The organism is Pararhodobacter sp. CCB-MM2, from assembly GCF_001691415.1.
In the GTDB taxonomy this organism is placed as follows: domain Bacteria; phylum Pseudomonadota; class Alphaproteobacteria; order Rhodobacterales; family Rhodobacteraceae; genus Pararhodobacter.
Genome location: NZ_LRRR01000023.1, coordinates 55,145 through 72,340, shown reverse-complemented (window position 1 = coordinate 72,340; position 17,196 = coordinate 55,145). Strand labels below are relative to the sequence as shown.

General features: G+C 64.8%; 16 protein-coding genes, 1 tRNA gene, 1 pseudogene and 1 riboswitch. Of the genes and pseudogenes, 15 read left to right on the top strand and 3 right to left on the bottom strand.

The annotated features are described in order from the left end of the window. Positions 1-66 precede the first annotated feature (66 nt). From BCY78_RS25645 to BCY78_RS18190, 9 genes are all read left to right on the top strand, one after another. Positions 67-161: transfer RNA gene (locus BCY78_RS25645), tRNA-Arg, on the top strand. A 248-nt stretch (positions 162-409) separates the two neighbouring features. Beyond that, positions 410-1,099: a phytanoyl-CoA dioxygenase family protein gene (locus BCY78_RS24745; protein WP_083195139.1), complete on the top strand. Its 690-nt coding sequence runs from the start codon at positions 410-412 to the stop codon at positions 1,097-1,099. A gap of 164 nt (positions 1,100-1,263) precedes the next feature. Then, positions 1,264-1,384: riboswitch (TPP riboswitch) on the top strand. Positions 1,385-1,506: 122 nt separating this feature from the next. After that, positions 1,507-3,291 (top strand): phosphomethylpyrimidine synthase ThiC, encoded by a 1,785-nt coding sequence (gene thiC, locus BCY78_RS18220; protein ID WP_068304713.1) that lies wholly within the window; start codon positions 1,507-1,509, stop codon positions 3,289-3,291. Continuing rightward, complete coding sequence (locus tag BCY78_RS18215; protein WP_068304712.1) at positions 3,288-4,223, top strand: FAD-dependent oxidoreductase; 936 nt, start codon at positions 3,288-3,290, stop codon at positions 4,221-4,223. The genes thiC and BCY78_RS18215 overlap by 4 nt, the downstream gene beginning before the upstream one ends. Further along, positions 4,213-4,410 (top strand): sulfur carrier protein ThiS, encoded by a 198-nt coding sequence (gene thiS, locus BCY78_RS18210; protein WP_068304709.1) that lies wholly within the window; start codon positions 4,213-4,215, stop codon positions 4,408-4,410. Before BCY78_RS18215 ends, thiS begins: the two co-directional genes overlap by 11 nt. Positions 4,411-4,413: 3 nt before the next feature. Then, positions 4,414-5,172, top strand: a complete 759-nt coding sequence (locus BCY78_RS18205; RefSeq protein ID WP_068304707.1) for a thiazole synthase — start codon at positions 4,414-4,416, stop codon at positions 5,170-5,172. Then, positions 5,169-5,780, top strand: a complete 612-nt coding sequence (locus BCY78_RS18200; RefSeq protein ID WP_068304706.1) for a thiamine phosphate synthase — start codon at positions 5,169-5,171, stop codon at positions 5,778-5,780. The genes BCY78_RS18205 and BCY78_RS18200 overlap by 4 nt, the downstream gene beginning before the upstream one ends. After that, the gene (locus BCY78_RS18195; protein WP_068304705.1) at positions 5,777-6,700 is read left to right on the top strand and encodes a HesA/MoeB/ThiF family protein; all 924 of its coding nucleotides are present in this window, start codon (positions 5,777-5,779) and stop codon (positions 6,698-6,700) included. Before BCY78_RS18200 ends, BCY78_RS18195 begins: the two co-directional genes overlap by 4 nt. After that, on the top strand, positions 6,697-7,467 hold the full coding sequence (locus tag BCY78_RS18190) for a hydroxymethylpyrimidine/phosphomethylpyrimidine kinase (RefSeq protein WP_068304703.1): 771 nt from the start codon (positions 6,697-6,699) through the stop codon (positions 7,465-7,467). Before BCY78_RS18195 ends, BCY78_RS18190 begins: the two co-directional genes overlap by 4 nt. Before the next feature lie 57 nt (positions 7,468-7,524). Here the strand turns inward: BCY78_RS18190 and BCY78_RS26030 are convergent. Both BCY78_RS26030 and BCY78_RS18180 read right to left on the bottom strand, forming a co-directional pair. Further along, a pseudogene (locus BCY78_RS26030) lies at positions 7,525-7,803 on the bottom strand (IS5/IS1182 family transposase); the annotation flags it as partial. A gap of 787 nt (positions 7,804-8,590) precedes the next feature. After that, entirely contained in the window at positions 8,591-9,676 is a 1,086-nt protein-coding gene (locus BCY78_RS18180) for a calcium-binding protein (protein WP_068304702.1), read from the bottom strand. A 325-nt stretch (positions 9,677-10,001) separates the two neighbouring features. Between BCY78_RS18180 and rpsO the strand changes: the two genes are divergently transcribed. From rpsO to pnp, 6 genes are all read left to right on the top strand, one after another. Next, entirely contained in the window at positions 10,002-10,271 is a 270-nt protein-coding gene (gene rpsO / locus BCY78_RS18175) for a 30S ribosomal protein S15 (protein ID WP_068304700.1), read from the top strand. Positions 10,272-10,406: 135 nt separating this feature from the next. Then, on the top strand, positions 10,407-11,066 hold the full coding sequence (locus BCY78_RS18170; RefSeq protein ID WP_068304699.1) for a TrkA family potassium uptake protein: 660 nt from the start codon (positions 10,407-10,409) through the stop codon (positions 11,064-11,066). After that, on the top strand, positions 11,063-12,412 hold the full coding sequence (locus tag BCY78_RS18165; RefSeq protein WP_233499436.1) for a TrkH family potassium uptake protein: 1,350 nt from the start codon (positions 11,063-11,065) through the stop codon (positions 12,410-12,412). Before BCY78_RS18170 ends, BCY78_RS18165 begins: the two co-directional genes overlap by 4 nt. Positions 12,413-12,474: 62 nt before the next feature. Continuing rightward, positions 12,475-13,605, top strand: coding sequence for a sensor histidine kinase (locus BCY78_RS18160; RefSeq protein ID WP_083195137.1), 1,131 nt, complete (start codon positions 12,475-12,477; stop codon positions 13,603-13,605). A 110-nt stretch (positions 13,606-13,715) separates the two neighbouring features. Beyond that, positions 13,716-14,114, top strand: coding sequence for a YbhB/YbcL family Raf kinase inhibitor-like protein (locus BCY78_RS18155; protein ID WP_083195136.1), 399 nt, complete (start codon positions 13,716-13,718; stop codon positions 14,112-14,114). Between the two features lie 207 nt (positions 14,115-14,321). Next, a complete protein-coding gene (gene pnp, locus BCY78_RS18150) occupies positions 14,322-16,457 on the top strand; it encodes a polyribonucleotide nucleotidyltransferase (protein WP_068304698.1) in 2,136 nt (711 codons plus the stop codon). A gap of 207 nt (positions 16,458-16,664) precedes the next feature. Here the strand turns inward: pnp and BCY78_RS18145 are convergent, their stop codons facing one another. Then, the gene (locus BCY78_RS18145) at positions 16,665-17,123 is read right to left on the bottom strand and encodes a hypothetical protein (RefSeq protein WP_139103218.1); all 459 of its coding nucleotides are present in this window, start codon (positions 17,121-17,123) and stop codon (positions 16,665-16,667) included. Positions 17,124-17,196: the final 73 nt, after the last annotated feature.

Sequence of the window (17,196 nt, the reverse complement as noted above, 5' to 3'; positions counted from 1 at the left end):
CTCTTTGGTTCGTTGAACCTGTTTTGACGGGTGTTCTCTGTTTAGACCGGCATCAGGTCTGCGCAGGGAGTGCTTTTTCGGCGCATTCCCCCTTATTCTGCGTGGGGCACTACCCCCTCCTAAGGGGCAGGTTACAGGTTCGAATCCTGTCGGGATCACCACCAAGCCCATGTTGCCAATGACGCATAAGCTTGCACGTTTTGGCGGTTTTCATGCACACCCCCTGTCAAGGGCGCATTCAAGGCCGACACAAACGGCCAAACTTCGAGGCATCCTGGCTGTTGGCTCTGAGAGCTCGCTTGGCCGTCGTTCGTGTTCCAAGCAGCGAACGTCGGCTTAGAGCCCAAAGTGACCTTGTGCCGCGGCGCAGCTACGGTCAGTTTCTTCTGGAGGGTAGGAGCAGACCAGGATGACGAGAGAACGATCACTGAAAGAGGAATTTGAGACGTACGGCCGGGTCTGGCTCAGAAACGCTGTCTCGAATGAGGACTTGGCGCTCTTCGACCGGGCTGCTGATGCCCCTGCGAAAGCGGGGAAAAGGCTTGATATGTCGAAGGCGTTGCGTGAAGCCTTGTCCGAAGACAGTTCGCTCGTCTCCGCTGTACGACGCCTCGCGCCACATACGCACCCAGTTCGAATTGTCGCGTTCAACAAGTCAGAAAACACAAACTGGGGCGTCCCATGGCACCAAGATCGGGTCATCGCGGTTGCCGAAAGGGCGGACGTCGCTGGCTATGTGAACTGGACGAACAAGTCAGGTATTTGGCATTGTGAGCCACCAGAATCCATTCTGGACGAGATGCTGTTTGCGCGGGTTCACTTGGATGACACGGATCAGACCAATGGAGCAATGGAGATTGCGGTTGGGAGCCATGCTGAGGGGGTTGTCGAATTTGCAAGAGCCAACACGGCGGCAAGCAGTTACCCCATCGAGTTGTGTTCAGCTAAGCGCGGAGACGTGTTGATCCTGAAGATGCTGACCTTGCACGCATCGAAACCAGCAAAGGTGAAGAGCGGACGCAGGGTATTGCGTATAGACTTTTCGCCATCCCATCTTCCATCACCGCTCGCTTGGAGTGGACGCTCCACGGAAAGCTGACTTTATTTGCCCAAAATAGAACGGCAGCCAACGGCGCAAAGCGGACGTTCACTCTGGCTGCGGTCAATGTCCGCTATCAGCTCAAGCCATCAATCCTCTTGTGCCGACAATCGGGCCGATCCCGTTTTTCACCGTTGACATGATCCAGACGCCCTCAGAGTATGCGCGCACGTCAGGGGAGTCCCGCCAAGGGGACTGAGAGGCTGACAGGGGGCAACCCCGGTGAAGCGACCCTTTGAACCTGACCCAGTTGATGCTGGCGTAGGAAGACCGAAGGGCATTTCCGCAAACCTCATACAAACGAGGGCGGTCCTTTCGGGCCGTTGGGCCCATTCGGCAGATGCCGGGGGTCGCGGCCCCTTTCTGCCGACTGTTTCACTTGGGTCTCATCGAAAGAGGAGACCGGAATGAAAGACACGATCCCGACCATCACCACGGGCGCGATCTCTGCCTCGGGCAAGGTTTACGCCACGGGCGACATCCATGAAATCCGCGTGCCGATGCGCGAAATCGCGATCTCGAACGAAGCGCCGCTGACCGTCTACGACAGCTCGGGTCCCTATACCGATCCGGCGGCGACAATCGACATTGCCGAGGGGCTGGTAGAGGTTCGCGGCGGCTGGCTGCAGTCACGCGGCGTGATTGAGGAATACGAGGGCCGCACCGTCACCGACGCCGACAATGGCTTCGCGACGGGCGCGCGCCTCACGCCCGCCTTTCCGAACCAACGCCGCCCGCTGCGCGCCGTGGGCGACCGCGCGGTGACACAGCTCGCCTATGCCCGCGCCGGGATCATCACGCCGGAAATGGAGTTTGTCGCGATCCGGGAAAACGAGGGGCGCTCGACCGCCGGCGCCCGCGATGGCGAGGCCTTCGGGGCCGAACTGCCCGACCTCGTCACACCCGAATTCGTCCGGGCCGAGATCGCCGCGGGCCGTGCGATCATCCCCGCCAACATCAACCACCGCGAACTGGAGCCGATGATCATCGGCCGTAATTTCAAGGTCAAGATCAACGCCAACATCGGCAATTCGGCGGTCACGTCCTCGATGGAGGAAGAGGTCGAGAAGATGGTCTGGGCGATCCGCTGGGGCGCGGACACCGTCATGGACCTTTCGACCGGGCGCAACATCCACAACATTCGCGACTGGATCATCCGTAACGCGCCGGTTCCGATCGGCACCGTGCCGCTCTATCAGGCGCTCGAAAAGGTTGGCGGCGTTGCCGAGGATCTGACCTGGGAGATCTTCCGCGACACGCTGATCGAGCAGGCCGAGCAGGGCGTCGACTACTTCACCATCCATGCCGGCGTGCGGCTGCACATGATCCCGATGACCGCGAAACGGGTGACGGGCATCGTCAGCCGGGGTGGCTCGATCATGGCCAAATGGTGCCTGCACCATCATCGCGAGAGCTTCCTCTACGAGCATTTCGACGAGATCTGCGACATCTGCCGCCGCTATGACGTCAGCTTCTCGCTGGGTGACGGGCTGCGTCCGGGCTCGATTGCGGATGCCAACGACGAGGCGCAATTCGCCGAACTGCGCACGTTGGGCGAGCTGACCAAGATCGCTTGGGCAAAGGATTGCCAAGTGATGATCGAAGGGCCGGGCCATGTGCCAATGCACAAGATCAAGGCCAACATGGAGGAGCAGATCAAGCATTGCCACGAGGCACCCTTCTACACCCTCGGGCCGCTGACGACGGACATCGCGCCGGGTTATGACCACATCACCAGCGCCATCGGCGCGGCCATGATCGGTTGGTTCGGCACGGCGATGCTTTGCTACGTCACGCCCAAGGAACACCTCGGCCTACCCGACCGTGACGACGTCAAGACCGGCGTGATCACCTACAAGCTTGCCGCGCATGCCGCCGATCTGGCCAAGGGCCATCCGGGGGCGCAAAGGCGCGACGATGCGCTCAGCCGGGCGCGGTTCGAGTTCCGATGGGAGGATCAGTTCAACCTCGGCCTCGATCCCGATACCGCGCGCGAGATGCATGACGAAACGATGCCGGCCGAGGCACACAAGGTCGCGCATTTCTGCTCGATGTGCGGACCCAAGTTTTGCTCGATGCGGATTTCACATGACATCCGTGCCGAGGCTGAGAAGCAGCAGGGCATGGCGGCGATGGCCGAGAAATTCCGCGAAACGGGTGCGCTTTATGTCCCGGCGGCGCCTGCGGAATGATCTCGGTTCTGGGCGCGGGCGTGGCGGGGCTTTGCGCCGCCACGGCCCTGTCGGATGCGGGGCTTGCCGTCGAGGTGATCGAGCCGCAGGGCGCGCCGCCGCCCGTCTCGCGGCTTGCCGGAGGCATGCTTGCGCCCTTTTGCGAGGGGGAAAGCGCACCCGAGGTCATCGTCACGAGAGGACAAGCCGCGCTCGCGTGGTGGGAGGCGCATGTGCCGGGCGTCGAACGGCACGGGACGCTGGTGGTTGCAGCGCCACGCGACGCCGGTGATCTGGACCGCTTCGCCCGGGCCACCCAGAACCATCGCTGGGTCGAGCCCGGCGCGCTGGAGCCCGATCTCGCAGCTCGTTTCGCGCGCGGGCTGTTTTTCGGTGACGAGGCTCACATGGACCCCGGCGCGGCCCTTGGTGCCCTGCGAGAAACCCTCCAGGTGCGGGGCGTCGCGTTTCGTGAGGGCCGTCCTGTCGGCCGGATCGTGGATTGTCGCGGAATCGCCGCGGCCCCGGAGCTTGCCGATCTGCGCGCCGTGCGCGGCGAGATGCTTGAAGTGGAGACGCCGGAGGTTCGCTTGACGCGCCCCGTGCGGCTGCTGCACCCGCGGTTCCCCTGCTACATCGTGCCGCGCGGCCAGGGACGCTACATGATCGGCGCAACCATGGTCGAAAGCGCGCGTCCGGGCCCGATTACCGCGCGCGCGGTGATGGAACTGCTGTCAGCCGCCTACACCGTTCACCCGGCCTTCGCCGAGGCTGAGGTCATCGCGACGGGCGCGGGCCTGCGCCCCTCGTTTCCCGACAACGTTCCCGCAATCCGACGCGACGGCGACCGTATCCACGTCAACGGCATGTATCGCCACGGCTTCCTGATGGCCCCGGTCCTGGCGACCGAACTGGCGCAAATGATGACGCAGGAGCTTGCCCATGCGCATTGATCTCAACGGCGCGTCGACAGTGACCGACGCAGGAACCCTTGCCGTGCTTCTCGATGAGCAGGGCTTCGACGCCGCCTCGGTGGCGACGGCCCTCGATGGCCTCTTTGTGGCGCGATCTGCCCGCGCGGCGACCGTGCTGCGGGACGGCGCCAAGGTCGAGGTTCTTTCCCCCATGCAGGGAGGCTGACGGATGTTCTACGCAACGGAACTGACAAACCGCTTGATGCTGGGCACCGCGCAATACCCCTCGCCGCAGATCCTGCGCGACGCGATCGCAGCCTCGGGCACCGAGGTGATCACCGTATCGCTTCGCCGCGAGGGCCAAGGCGGCGGCGCCTTCCGCGAGATCCTGCGCGAAAGCGGCTGCCGTATCCTGCCCAATACCGCGGGCTGCCACACCGTGCGCGAGGCGGTGACCACCGCGCAGATGGCGCGGGAGTTGTTCGGCACGAGCTGGGTCAAGCTTGAGGTGATCGGCCACGCCGACACGCTGCAGCCCGATCCCTTCGCTCTGGTCGAGGCGGCGCGCATCCTGTGTGCCGACGGCTTCGAGGTTTTTCCCTATACGACCGAGGATCTGATCGTCGGCGAGCGGCTGCTCGAGGCCGGCTGCCGTGTGCTGATGCCCTGGGGCGCGCCCATTGGGTCGGGTCAGGGGCTGCGCAACATCGAAGGTCTGCGCACGATGCGGGCGCATTTCCCCGAGGTGCCGCTGGTGATCGACGCCGGGATCGGTGCGCCATCGCAGGCAATGGCGGCAATGGAGATGGGGTTTGACGCCGTGCTCCTGAACACCGCCGTTGCCAAGGCGCTCGACCCGGTCGCGATGGCACGTGCCTTCGGGCAGGCGGTGGCGGCCGGTCGCACGGCCTTCGAGGCGGGGCTCATGCCCCGGCGCGACATGGCCGAGGCCTCGACCCCGATCTTTGGCCGCGCGGTGCTGGCATGAGCGCGCTCGATCCCTTCTATCTGATCGTCGACGACGCGGATTTTCTCGAACGTCTCGTGCCGCTCGGTGTGAAGCTGGTGCAACTTCGGATCAAGGACCGGCCCGACGACGACATCCGCCATCAGATCATGCGGGCGCAGACCTGTTGCGCCGCCCACGACGCCCAGCTCGTGGTGAACGATTACTGGCGGCTCGCGCTTGAGCTGGACTGCGATTTCGTCCACCTCGGGCAAGAGGACATGGACGCCGCGGATTTCGAGGCCTTGCAGCGCGCCGGAATCCGCTACGGCCTGTCGACGCATGACGAGGCAGAGCTCACCCGCGCGCTCGCCAAGGGGCCGGCCTATGTCGCGCTCGGGCCGGTCTATCCGACACGGCTCAAGAAGATGAAGTGGGGCCCTCAGGGGCTGGAGCGCGTGCGGGAATGGAAGCGGCTGGCCGGCCCGGTGCCCTTGGTCGGCATCGGCGGGCTGGCACCCGAACGCCTGCCCGGCCTCTTCGCGGCAGGCGCCGACAGCGCCGCCGTCGTGACCGACATCAAGACGGCCGCGGACCCCGAGGCGCGCTGCGTCGAATGGATCCATGCCACGCGGGGGTTCTGCCGATGAACCGTTACATCCGGCAGAGTTGCCTGCCCGAAGTCGGTGACGCGGGACAGGCGCAGCTTGCGGCCGCGCGGGTGCTGGTGGTGGGTGCGGGCGGGCTTGGTTGTGCGCTGCTGCCGCTCTTGGCGGGCGCCGGGGTTGGGCAGATCTCGCTCTACGATCCCGACAAGGTCGAACTGCACAACCTGCACCGTCAGACGCTTTACCGCATGAGCGATCTCGGCCAGCCCAAGGCAGAGGTCGCCGCGCGCCATTTGCAAGCCCTCAACCCTGAATGCCGAGTGCTGCCCTCAGCCACCCGGCTTGATCCTGACACGGCACGAACGGCGGTTCCCGACGCCGATCTGGTCATCGACGCGGCCGACAATTTCGCGGTGAGCTATGCGCTTTCGGACCTCTGCCAGACTTTGGCCAAGCCTTTGGCCAGCGCTTCGGTGCTAGGCCGGCAAGGCTATGCTGGCGGCTTCTGCGGCGGGTCTCCGAGCCTGCGCGCCGTGTTTCCTGACCCGCCGCCCGTCGCGGCAACCTGCGCGAGCGCGGGGGTCATGGGCCCTGCCGTTGCCACACTCGGGGCAATTCAGGCGCAGATGGCGCTCTCGATCCTGCTGGGCCATGCCCCGTCGCCACTCGGATTGATCCTTTCGGTCGATTTCTCCGGTTGGCGTGTCTCGCAGTTTCGCTTTGACGGGGCGCCCGAACCCGAGGGCGCTTTGCTCGAGATCGTGGCGCGCGTGGCGATCCGGGATGACGACCTTCTTGTCGACCTCAGGGAGGACGGCGCGCAGGACCCGGCAGGGCTTTCCCTTAGGCCCGATCAGCGCGTCGTCTTTCTCTGCGCAAGCGGTCTGCGAGCATGGCGCGCCGCGAGATTGCTTGCGGACAAAGGACACAGGCGTGTCGCAATCTGCGCGGTCGGAACATGACCCCGCGTGCGCTGTTCATCGGCGGTACCGATTCCAGCGGAGGAGCGGGTCTCGCCCGCGACATTGCCACGGCCACGCAGCTGGGGGCCGAGGCCTGCATCGCCGTCACAGCAGTGACAGCCCAGACCGACGCAGCGGTGAGCGTCGTCCACCGCCTCCCTGCCGGTGACGTTACCGCGCAAATCAGAGCGGCCGGAAGGGTTGGAGCGATCAAGATCGGGATGCTCGGTTCCGCAGGGATCGTCACCGCCGTAGCCGAGGCCCTGTCCGACGCGCCGCTGGTGCTCGATCCCGTACTTGCGTCAAGTTCGGGGCACGTACTTCTCGACGCACCGGGCATCGAGGCGATGATCTCCGATATTCTGCCCCGCACAACCCTGATGACACCCAATCTGCCAGAGCTTCGAATGCTGTCCATGCGGCTTGGATTGGGTGAGAACGCGAACGAAGGCACCTGTGTCAGCGCGTTGATTGCGCGCGGCTGCCACGCTGTATTGGTCAAAGGCGGTCACGCGGAACCGGGATCACACTGCGAGGACCGGCTGTACCAAGCGTGCGGACCGCTCCGAACGTTTCGCGGGCCACGGTACGATGTCCCGCTTCGGGGAACCGGGTGCCAATTGGGGAGCGCCATCTCGGTCATTCTTGCGCGTGGTGGTGATCTGCACACAGCCGTGAGCAAGGCGCGCGCCCTTGTCACGTCTCGATTCCTCAGGCGCTTATCTACCTGTGAGGGCATTGTTGCAGAAAGGCGGGCTGACGCGTGAGTGCCCCGTTCCCATTGAGGTTCAGGACACGCGGACAACATCGGCAATGCCGAGCGTCTAGAAGTGATTGATAAGGGCGCTCCGCATGTGGATTTCGGCGGTCGGGAGACAGGCGACCCTTGCCGCGATGCGCTTGCCGACGGACTGGAGGCCGCGCATCTTCGCCGCCAAGCGGCGGCAGGCGAAAGATCCCGTCCACCGTTTCCAGAACGCTCGGCCGTAGTGACGTGTGGCGCGCAGGGTTTCGTTGCGCGCCCGGGCGCCTGAGCCGCTGTCTTCGTCCTCCGAGATCTGGTCCCACGGGTCTGGCAAGACGGGGCTGCCGCCATGCTTCGCTGTTCCGTTCAATCGAACAGCTTCGCGCCTCCTCAGACGCGAAGTGGACGACGATCACACATCAGCTCGACGAGCCACTGAAGGTGCCAGTGACACCACGGTCTTACGCGAGGGGTCGGACTGCCAGCTTTGCAGAGCGCGTTACCGGTGCTTTCGACGCCAATACCCACGATCAACTGATTGTACACGTCCCCACTAACCCGCTGCCACAACAGTGGACAGAGGGGGGAGAGCGCGGCATCCGATGGGGTTCAAGGTTCCGGGCCTTTGAACGGGCAAGATCGGTTGCGGCCTTGCTGGGCTGGACCAAGTGGGATCGGTTGCGTTCGGCAAGCGGCTCCAGCGACATAGGCTGCGGGACTTTCTCCTAGGCTGCTGCCCCGCATGGTTGGGGTGGTAGCCTGCGGCGGGGCGCATCACATCGGGGGCGCTTGGCCCATCAGGATCGCAGCTTCCTGATCGAGCGTGGAGTCAGCGGAGGGACACGGCGCCATGTTTCCCGAATGGAATCGTCCAGATTGGCCACTTTGGCCGCTCCCGATCTTTCACTCAGAAGGCTTCTGTTCGGAACTGGCATTTCATCCGAGCTGGGCAGGACAAATGATTGAGTCGCAACCATCGTCGCCGAGATCAAGGCGCCGGCTTACCAGCAGAGACGTGACATCGACCGACCCGATCAGCGGTTGGCACGACTAGCTTCGATTGCGCTGGATCCTGCCCAGGGGACGGGGGCCGGGTAGGTCAGCGCCGAGAATACGTTTGGACGCTTAAGGTTTTCTCAGCGTACCTATCCAGGCATCGCCTCAATGGCTTCAGGTGTACCGCTTGGCTCAGCAGGCAGCGCTTCCGGGCGCAGGTGGATCGTCTCGGGATCGAGATGCTCGACCCCTTGCAGCAAAGCAATCACCGCACCGTTGACGATGACCTGCATGCCGCCCGCCGCCGCATTGTAGAGGTACTCGACCTCTGGCGTTCCGGCCGCGGCATCATAGGCGATCATCAACCGATCCACGCCCGGCTCAAAATCGGTGATCGTCGCGGGGCCACCAGCCACCACGTCAAACTCGACAATGAAGGAATCCGCCCCCTCGCCGCCGCTGGCGATGTCATTGGACCCGAGTTCGAGCACATCATCCCCGGCCCCTCCGTTGAGGTAGTCGGTGATCCCCGGCTCATCCCCGCCTTGCAGTGTGTCCGCACCATCCCCGCCCATCAGCAGATCCGACCCTTCGCCGCCCATCAGCAGGTCATCGCCGGCGCCGCCTTCAAGGGTGTCATCGCCTTCACCGCCGTGCAGTAGGTCGTCGCCGTCTCCCGCGACCAGAGTGTCCGAACCCGACCCGGCATCCAAGGTATCCGCGCCACTTCCGCCCAGAAGGCTGTCGTCGCCGTCGCCCCCCAGCAGCATGTCATCGCCGAGGCCCCCCAACAGCGTGTCCGACCCGTCGCCACCGTCGAGGACATCATCGCCCTCCAGCCCGTCCAGCCAGTTGTCGTCCTCATCACCCAGCAGGGTGTCGTTGCCCGCGCCGCCGCCGGCATTGTCCGCACCGTCGCCCCCCTCACCGAGGTCGATGTAATCGTCATCCAGCGGCAAGGGCGGATCATCCGAACTTATGAAGCCGTCGTCGCCCTCATCCAGATCGTCACGCGGTGACAGAACGGACGGCTCATCGTCGCGCGCTTCGGCGACCGGGCCGTCAGTGGCGTCAGCATCATCCTCCAGATCGACGAGGGGCGGATCCGCCGTATCGGCATCCCCCGAATCGCGAGAGATATCTTCGTCCTCGAGCGCGTCATCGTCACCGCGCAGCGCCATTTCACCGGCCCCGGCGGCCATCGCGACGCCCAACAGACTGAGCAAGAACCACATACCAACACCCCTTGCCGTCACACGACGGCGATACACACAATCGGACCTTTGAGGCAGACTAGGCCCGAATACCTGAACAAACCGCGATCAAACCCCGGATTACAGCGGGATTCTGCACACAGTTTTAGCAAAGTTCCGCGCAAAGCGCATCGTCGGATGTCCGGCCACGGCCGTCCGGCCGCCGGCGCGGATCAAGGCTGTTGCGCTGTGGCATGGGATCTCCTATACGCGCGCATCCTCGCCAGTCATGGCAGGACCCCTCCATGGGCCTGAGCTGGACGACATCCCGGCCTGCGCCTTCACCCTTTTGACACAGGAGACCCCGATGTCGATCACCGTCGAAGAAAAGCAGCGCCTCATCAAGGAATTCGGCACCAAGGAAGGCGACACCGGTTCGCCCGAAGTCCAGGTTGCCATCCTGACGTCGCGCATCACCACCCTGACCGAGCACTTCAAGACCCACAAGAAGGACAACCACAGCCGTCGTGGCCTTCTGATGCTGGTCGCCCAGCGCCGCAAACTGCTGGACTACCTGAAGGGCAAGGACGTGTCCCGTTACCAGACCCTGATCGGCAAACTCGGCATCCGCCGCTAAGCCTTTCGGTCTGACCGACACGGACAGACAGTGGAACGCCCGCCCTCACCGGCGGGCGTTTTGCATTGCAGCGCCGGCCTTGACACCCCGGCTGCGGCGGCGCAGCGTGCGCGCGTTTTGGACAGGGGAGTAACCATGGCCAAGGGAACACGCAGCTTCGCGGTAATCGGCCTCGGGGCGTTCGGGGGCACCGTCGCGGCCGAGCTGGCGCGGTTCGGTAACCGGGTGATCGGGCTGGACCTCGACGAGCGGCGGGTCAGCCAGATGACCGCCACCCTGTCCAGCGCGCTGATCCTCGACACCACCGACGAGGGCGCCCTGCGCGAGGCCGGGATCGACCGCTACGACGTGGCGCTGGTCGCCATCGGTGATGATCTGGAATCCAGCATCCTGACGGTGATGAACCTCAAGCTGATGGGGCTGGAGCAGATCTGGGTGAAGGCCGCCAACAAGGCCCACCACCGGATCCTCGCCAAGCTGGGGGTCGACCGGGTGATCCTGCCGGAGCAGGAGATGGGCCGCCACATCGCGCAGATGCTCAACAACCCGGTGCTGCAGGACTACGTCAGCCTCGGCAACGGCTACAGCGTCGTGAACATCGTCGTGCCCGAGCGGATGACCGGGCGCGAGCTGTCCTCGCTGGGGCTGGGCACCACTTACGAGCTGCGGCTTCTGGGCGTGATGCGCGGCACCGAGTTCCGCCATTCGACCGAGGACACCCTGCTGGAGGCCGACGACAAGCTGATCGTGCTGGGCAAACGCGCCGAGCTGCGGAGCTTCGGGGATTCGCTGTGAGACTCCGCCGCCGCCTTGCGCGGCTGACGCTGTGGGTCGGGCATTTCCCGCCTCCGCTGATCCTCGCGCTGCTCTATGCGGTGCTGATCGCGCTGGGGGCTGCGGCGCTGAAGATGCCGGTCTCGCATCATGTACCGATGAGCTGGTCCGACGCGATCTTCACCGCCACCTCGGCCGTCACGGTGACGGGCCTCACGGTATTTGACATCGGCGCCAACCTGACGTGGTTCGGCGAGGCGGTCGTCGCCTTCCTGATCCAGCTGGGCGGGTTGGGGCTGATGACCTTTGCCGTGCTGGTGCTGGCGGCGCTCGGCATGCCCCTGGGCATCACCGGGCACCTGTTCCTGCGTGAGGATCTGAACCACAATTCGATGCACCAGCTGATGCGGCTGGTGGGGACGATCCTGCGGGTCGTCGTGGTCTGCGAACTGGCCGGCGCGATCTTCCTCGCCCTGACCTTCGTTCCCCGGCTGGGCATGGCCGAGGGGCTGTGGGCCGCCGCCTTCCACTCGATCTCGGCGTTCAACAACGCCGGTTTCTCCACCTTCCATGACGGTCTGGTGGGCTATGCCACGGACCCGGTGGTCAATGTGGTCATCCCCGCGCTCTTCATCATCGGCGGCATCGGCTATGTCGTCTTGCAGGACGTGACCAGCCCCAAACGCCCCCGCGCCTGGAGCCTGCACACCAAGATCATGCTGCTGGGCACGGCGATCCTGATCCCGTGGTCCGTTGCCTGCTTCGCGGTGCTGGAATGGGCCAACCCCGGCACGCTCGGTGCGCTTGACGGCTGGGGGCCGAAGCTGATCGTCAGCTGGTTCCAAGGCGTGACCACAAGGACCGCGGGCTTCAACACCACCGATATCGCGGCGATCCATGACAGCACGGCGCTGCTGTTCATCTCGCTGATGCTGGTGGGCGGCGGCCCGGCCTCGACCGCGGGCGGCATCAAGGTGACGACCTTCGTGGTGATGCTGCTTGCCACCATCGCCTTCTTCCGGCGCCAGACGCAGCTGCATGCCTTCGGCCGTTCCATCGGGCTGGAGCAGGTGTTGAAGGTCATGGCCCTGACCGCGATCTCGGTGCTGGTGGTGTTCACCGCGGTCTTCCTGATGACGGCCTCGCATGACGGGCATTTCCTCGACATCGCCTTCGAGGTGGCCTCGGCCTTCGGCACCGTCGGCCTGACCCGCGGCTTCACCGGAGAGCTGACCGAGTTCGGCCGTGCGGTGATCATCGGGGTGATGTTCCTCGGCCGGGTCGGACCTCTGACGCTGGGCTTCTTTCTGGCGACGCGGACGGTCCCACGCATTCGTTACCCGGAAGCCAGCGTTCACTTGGGGTAAGGCTGGATTGCGGCGGAGCGCGTGCTACAAGGGCCTTCGCCCGTTCCCCACGACCCTGACGCATGGCCATGACCCCGGACACCACGCCCCGCGCCTTCCCTGCCGCCTCGACGGACGCCCATCGCCGCGCGCTGGACGACAGCGCCCGGCTGCAGGCGCTGGACCGCAGCGGGCTGATGGACAGTGCGCCCGAGCCGGTCTTCGACCGCGCCGCCCGACTGGCGTCGCGCATTCTGGGCGTGCCGGTGGTGTTGTTCTCGCTGGTCGATGCGCAGCGGCAGTTCTTCAAGGCTCAGGCCGGTCTGGCCGAGCCGCGCGAGACGCCCCTGTCGCACAGCTTTTGCCAATATGTCGTGTCCGAGGACCGGGCGCTGGCCGTCAACGACGCCCGCAACCATCCGCTGCTGTCGGACAATGGTGCGGTGCACGACCTCGATGTGATCGCCTATCTCGGCGTGCCGGTGCATGGGCCGGACGGCGCGGTGCTGGGTTCGTTCTGCGCCATCGACAGCCAGCCGCACGACTGGACCGAGGCCCAGCTGGCGGATCTGCGCGATCTCGCCGCCATCGTCGAGACCGAGCTGGCCCTGAACCGCACCCTGACCGAGCGGCAGGTGCTGATCGACGAGCTGAACCACCGGGTGAAGAACCTCTTCGCGGTCACCGCCGGTATCGTCCGCATGAGCCAGCAAGCCGGCGAGCCCTCGTCCGCGCTGCAAGGCCGCCTGCGCGCCCTGTCCGAAGCCCATGCGCTGATCACCCCCGCCATCCATGCCGACCGCCCGGCCGAGGCAGAGACGACCCTGCACGCGCTGATCGACACACTGCTGGCCCCGCATGACACCGGCGCGGGCCGGATCCGGCTGGGGGGCGACGACGTGACCGTCGCGCCGCGCGCGGCGACCCCGCTGTCGCTGGCCTTCTACGAGCTGATCACCAACGCGGTGAAGTATGGCGCCTTGACCGGGCCCGACGGGGTTCTGTCGGTGACCTGCTACCTCGAGGACGACGGGCTGGTGCTCGACTGGCACGAAACTGCCGTCGCGCCCGAAGCCGGGACGCGCAGTGGCTTCGGCTCCAAGCTGGTGTCGATGACGCTGGAGGCCCAGCTGCGCGGCAGTGTCGAGACCACTCGCGACGGCGACACCCTGCGCCGGGTGGTCCGCCTGCCGCTGGCCTCGCTGACCTCCTGACCCGGCATCGGTCTTTTTTCACAGACTCGCAGGCGGGCCCGTGTCACGCTGCAAGGCCTGACCCGACCATTCCGGGCGGGCAGGCCATTGTCAGTATGAGGTCCTTTCCGATGAACAGCTTTCTGAAGACCCTCGCCGCGCCCCTTTTCCTTCTGGCGGCAACCACCTCGGCGCAGGCCGATTTCTCCCTGTCCTTTGCTTGGGGCGATATTCCCCGCTGCACCTCGGGCAGCCCCAATACGGTGCCCAACCCCCGCTTCACCCTTCAGGATCTGCCGGCGGGCACGGAAACGGTGGAACTGCGCCTCGTGGATCTCGATGTGCGCGGCTACAACCACGGCGGCGCGACCTTGCGCATGGGGCAAAGCGGCACGATCCCCTCAGGTCTGTTCACCTACCGCAGCCCCTGCCCGCCGAACGGCGTCCATACCTATGAATGGACCGCCACCGCCCGTCAGGGCCGCACCGTTCTGGGCACCGCCACCGCCCGACGCCGCTATCCCGAGTGACGCACAGCCCACTGCCAAGGGGGCCGATCGCCACAGCACGCGCTGATCAGCCCCCTTTCCACGAAGGCGTTTTTCCTGTATGGCCCCCGCATCTGAGACGTGACGCTACGACCCCGGCGTGATGCGAAGGATAGGGGTCGGCGGCAATGGGGCCGCCATAGAAACGGGAGCCCCGCAGGGGCGGGCGCGCTCCCTTGAGGAAACTGCATGTTCAATATCACCAAGAAGTCGATCCAGTGGGGCCAGGAAACCCTCACGCTGGAAACGGGCCGCGTTGCCCGTCAGGCCGACGGTTCCGTGATCGCCACGCTGGGCGAGACTTCGGTCATGGCCAACGTGACCTTCGCCAAGGCGCCGAAGCCGGGTCAGGATTTCTTCCCGCTGACCGTCCATTACCAGGAACGCACCTATGCCGCGGGCAAGATCCCCGGTGGCTTCTTCAAGCGTGAAGGCCGTCCCTCGGAAAAAGAGACGCTGACCTCGCGCCTGATCGACCGTCCGATCCGTCCGCTGTTCGTCGAAGGCTTCAAGAACGAAGTCCTCGTGGTCTGCACCGTGCTGTCGCATGACCTCGTGAACGAGCCCGACGTCCTCGCGATGATCGCCGCCTCGGCCGCGCTGACCGTGTCGGGCGTGCCCTTCATGGGTCCGATCGCCGCCGCCCGCGTGGGCTTCGTGGATGGCGAGTACATCCTGAACCCCGAATGCGACGACATGGTCAAGCTGCGCGAGAACCCCGAGCAGCGCCTCGACCTCGTCGTGGCCGGCACCGCCGACGCCGTGATGATGGTGGAATCGGAAGCCTACGAGCTGACCGAAGCCGAGATGCTGGGCGCCGTGAAATTCGCCCATGAGTCGATCCAGCCGGTCATCGGCCTGATCATCGACTTCGCCGAGGAATGCGCGAAGGAGCCCTTCGACTTCCAGGCCCCCGATTACGCGCCGATCCTGGCCCGTATCAAGACCCTGGGCGAGACCCAGATGCGCGCCGCCTTCGCCCTGAAGGACAAGCAGCAGCGCGTCACCGCGATCTCTGAAGCCCGCGCCGCCATCAAGGCGCAGCTGAACGAGGAAGAACTGGCCGACAGCCAGCTCGACACCGCGATGAAAAAGCTGGAAGCCTCGATCCTGCGTGGCGACGTGATCAACGGCGCGCCGCGTATCGACGGCCGCTCGACCACCGACATCCGTCCGATCGTCTGCGAAACCTCGGTGCTGCCGCGGACCCACGGGTCGGCGCTGTTCACCCGCGGCGAGACCCAGTCGCTCTGCGTGGCGACGCTGGGCACCGGCGACGACGAGCAGTTCGTGGATGCCCTGACCGGCACCTACAAAGCCAACTTCCTGCTGCACTACAACTTCCCGCCGTATTCGGTCGGTGAAGTGGGCCGCATGGGTTCGCCCGGCCGTCGCGAGATCGGCCACGGCAAGCTCGCGTGGCGCGCGCTGCAGGCCGTCCTGCCCGCCGCGACCGACTTCCCCTACACCATCCGCATGGTGTCGGAGATCACCGAATCGAACGGTTCGTCCTCGATGGCCACCGTCTGCGGCGGCTCGCTGTCGATGATGGATGCGGGCGTTCCGCTGAAGGCGCCGGTCGCCGGTGTCGCCATGGGTCTGATCCTGGAAGACGACGGCCGCTTCGCGATCCTGTCGGACATCCTGGGTGACGAAGATCACCTCGGCGACATGGACTTCAAGGTTGCGGGTACCGAGAACGGCATCACCTCGCTGCAGATGGACATCAAGGTCGCGGGCATCACGCCCGAGATCATGGAGAAAGCCCTGGCCCAGGCCAAGGACGGCCGGATGCACATCCTCGGTGAGATGTCGAAGTCGCTGTCGGCTCCCTCGGGCTTCAGCCAATACGCGCCGAAGATCGAGACCATGACCATCCCGACCGACAAGATCCGTGAAGTGATCGGCTCGGGCGGCAAGGTCATCCGCGAGATCGTGGAAGTCTCGGGTGCCAAGGTCGACATCAACGACGACGGCGTGATCAAGATCGCTTCGTCGGACGCCGATGCGATCAAGAAGGCCTACGACATGATCTATTCGATCGTGGCCGAGCCGGAAGTCGGTCAGATCTACACCGGCACCGTGGTGAAGATCGTCGATTTCGGCGCCTTCGTGAACTTCTTCGGCAAGCGTGACGGCCTCGTCCACGTGTCGCAGATCGCCAACAAGCGCCTGAACCACCCGTCCGACCTGCTGAAGGAAGGCCAGGAAGTGAAGGTCAAGCTTCTGGGCTTCGACGATCGCGGCAAGGTCCGTCTGGCGATGAAGATGATCGACCAGGAGACCGGCGAAGAGATCGTCGAGAAGAAAGACGACGCCGAGTAATCAGCGTTACCCCTCGCCTTCGGGCGGGGGGCCTCTCTTATGTGGAACAGTCAGTCCGTGTTTGACGATCAGATTACCCACTGTTTGACTATCGGCAGTCGCCCTGAGCTTCTTCGCCAAACACTGGAGAGCCTCGGCCCTCTCCGAGATCTTAGAACCCTTGCCATCAACGACTTTGGAGATGAGGCCACGAACGACACGTTCCGGTCACTGTGCCCTGAAGGACGTCTTGTCGGCCCTGGTCATCATCTTGGCCACCACCCCGCCATCGACGCCCTGTATGCCGCCGTCGAAACCCCGCTTATTCTCCATGGCGAGGACGACTGGGCCTATAGTCGGCACGATTTCTTGCCTGACGCCACCCGTTTGCTTGAAGCCGACCCAGCCATATCCGCGGTCTGCCTGCGAGATACTGCGGAGGTCCCGCTCAGCGACGCGCAGCGCGCCGCCATAGCGACCGGCACTGCCGGCGGCGTCGAGTATCACCGGCTCGATCACCTTGATGATCAATGGTTCGGCTTCACGCTGAATCCCACTCTGATCCGGAAGTCCTCGTGGCAAACCTTCGGCGGTTATGCCGGATTCCGTAAAGAGCGCCACATTTCCCGCCATTTTCGCGCACAAGGGGCGTTTGTGGCTTACCTTCGCCCGCCAGTCTGCACTCATATCGGCGAAGGGCAAACCACGACCGTTCGCCGATATCCGAAGCTTAAGGCGTTCAGAACCTGGCTTAGAGGGG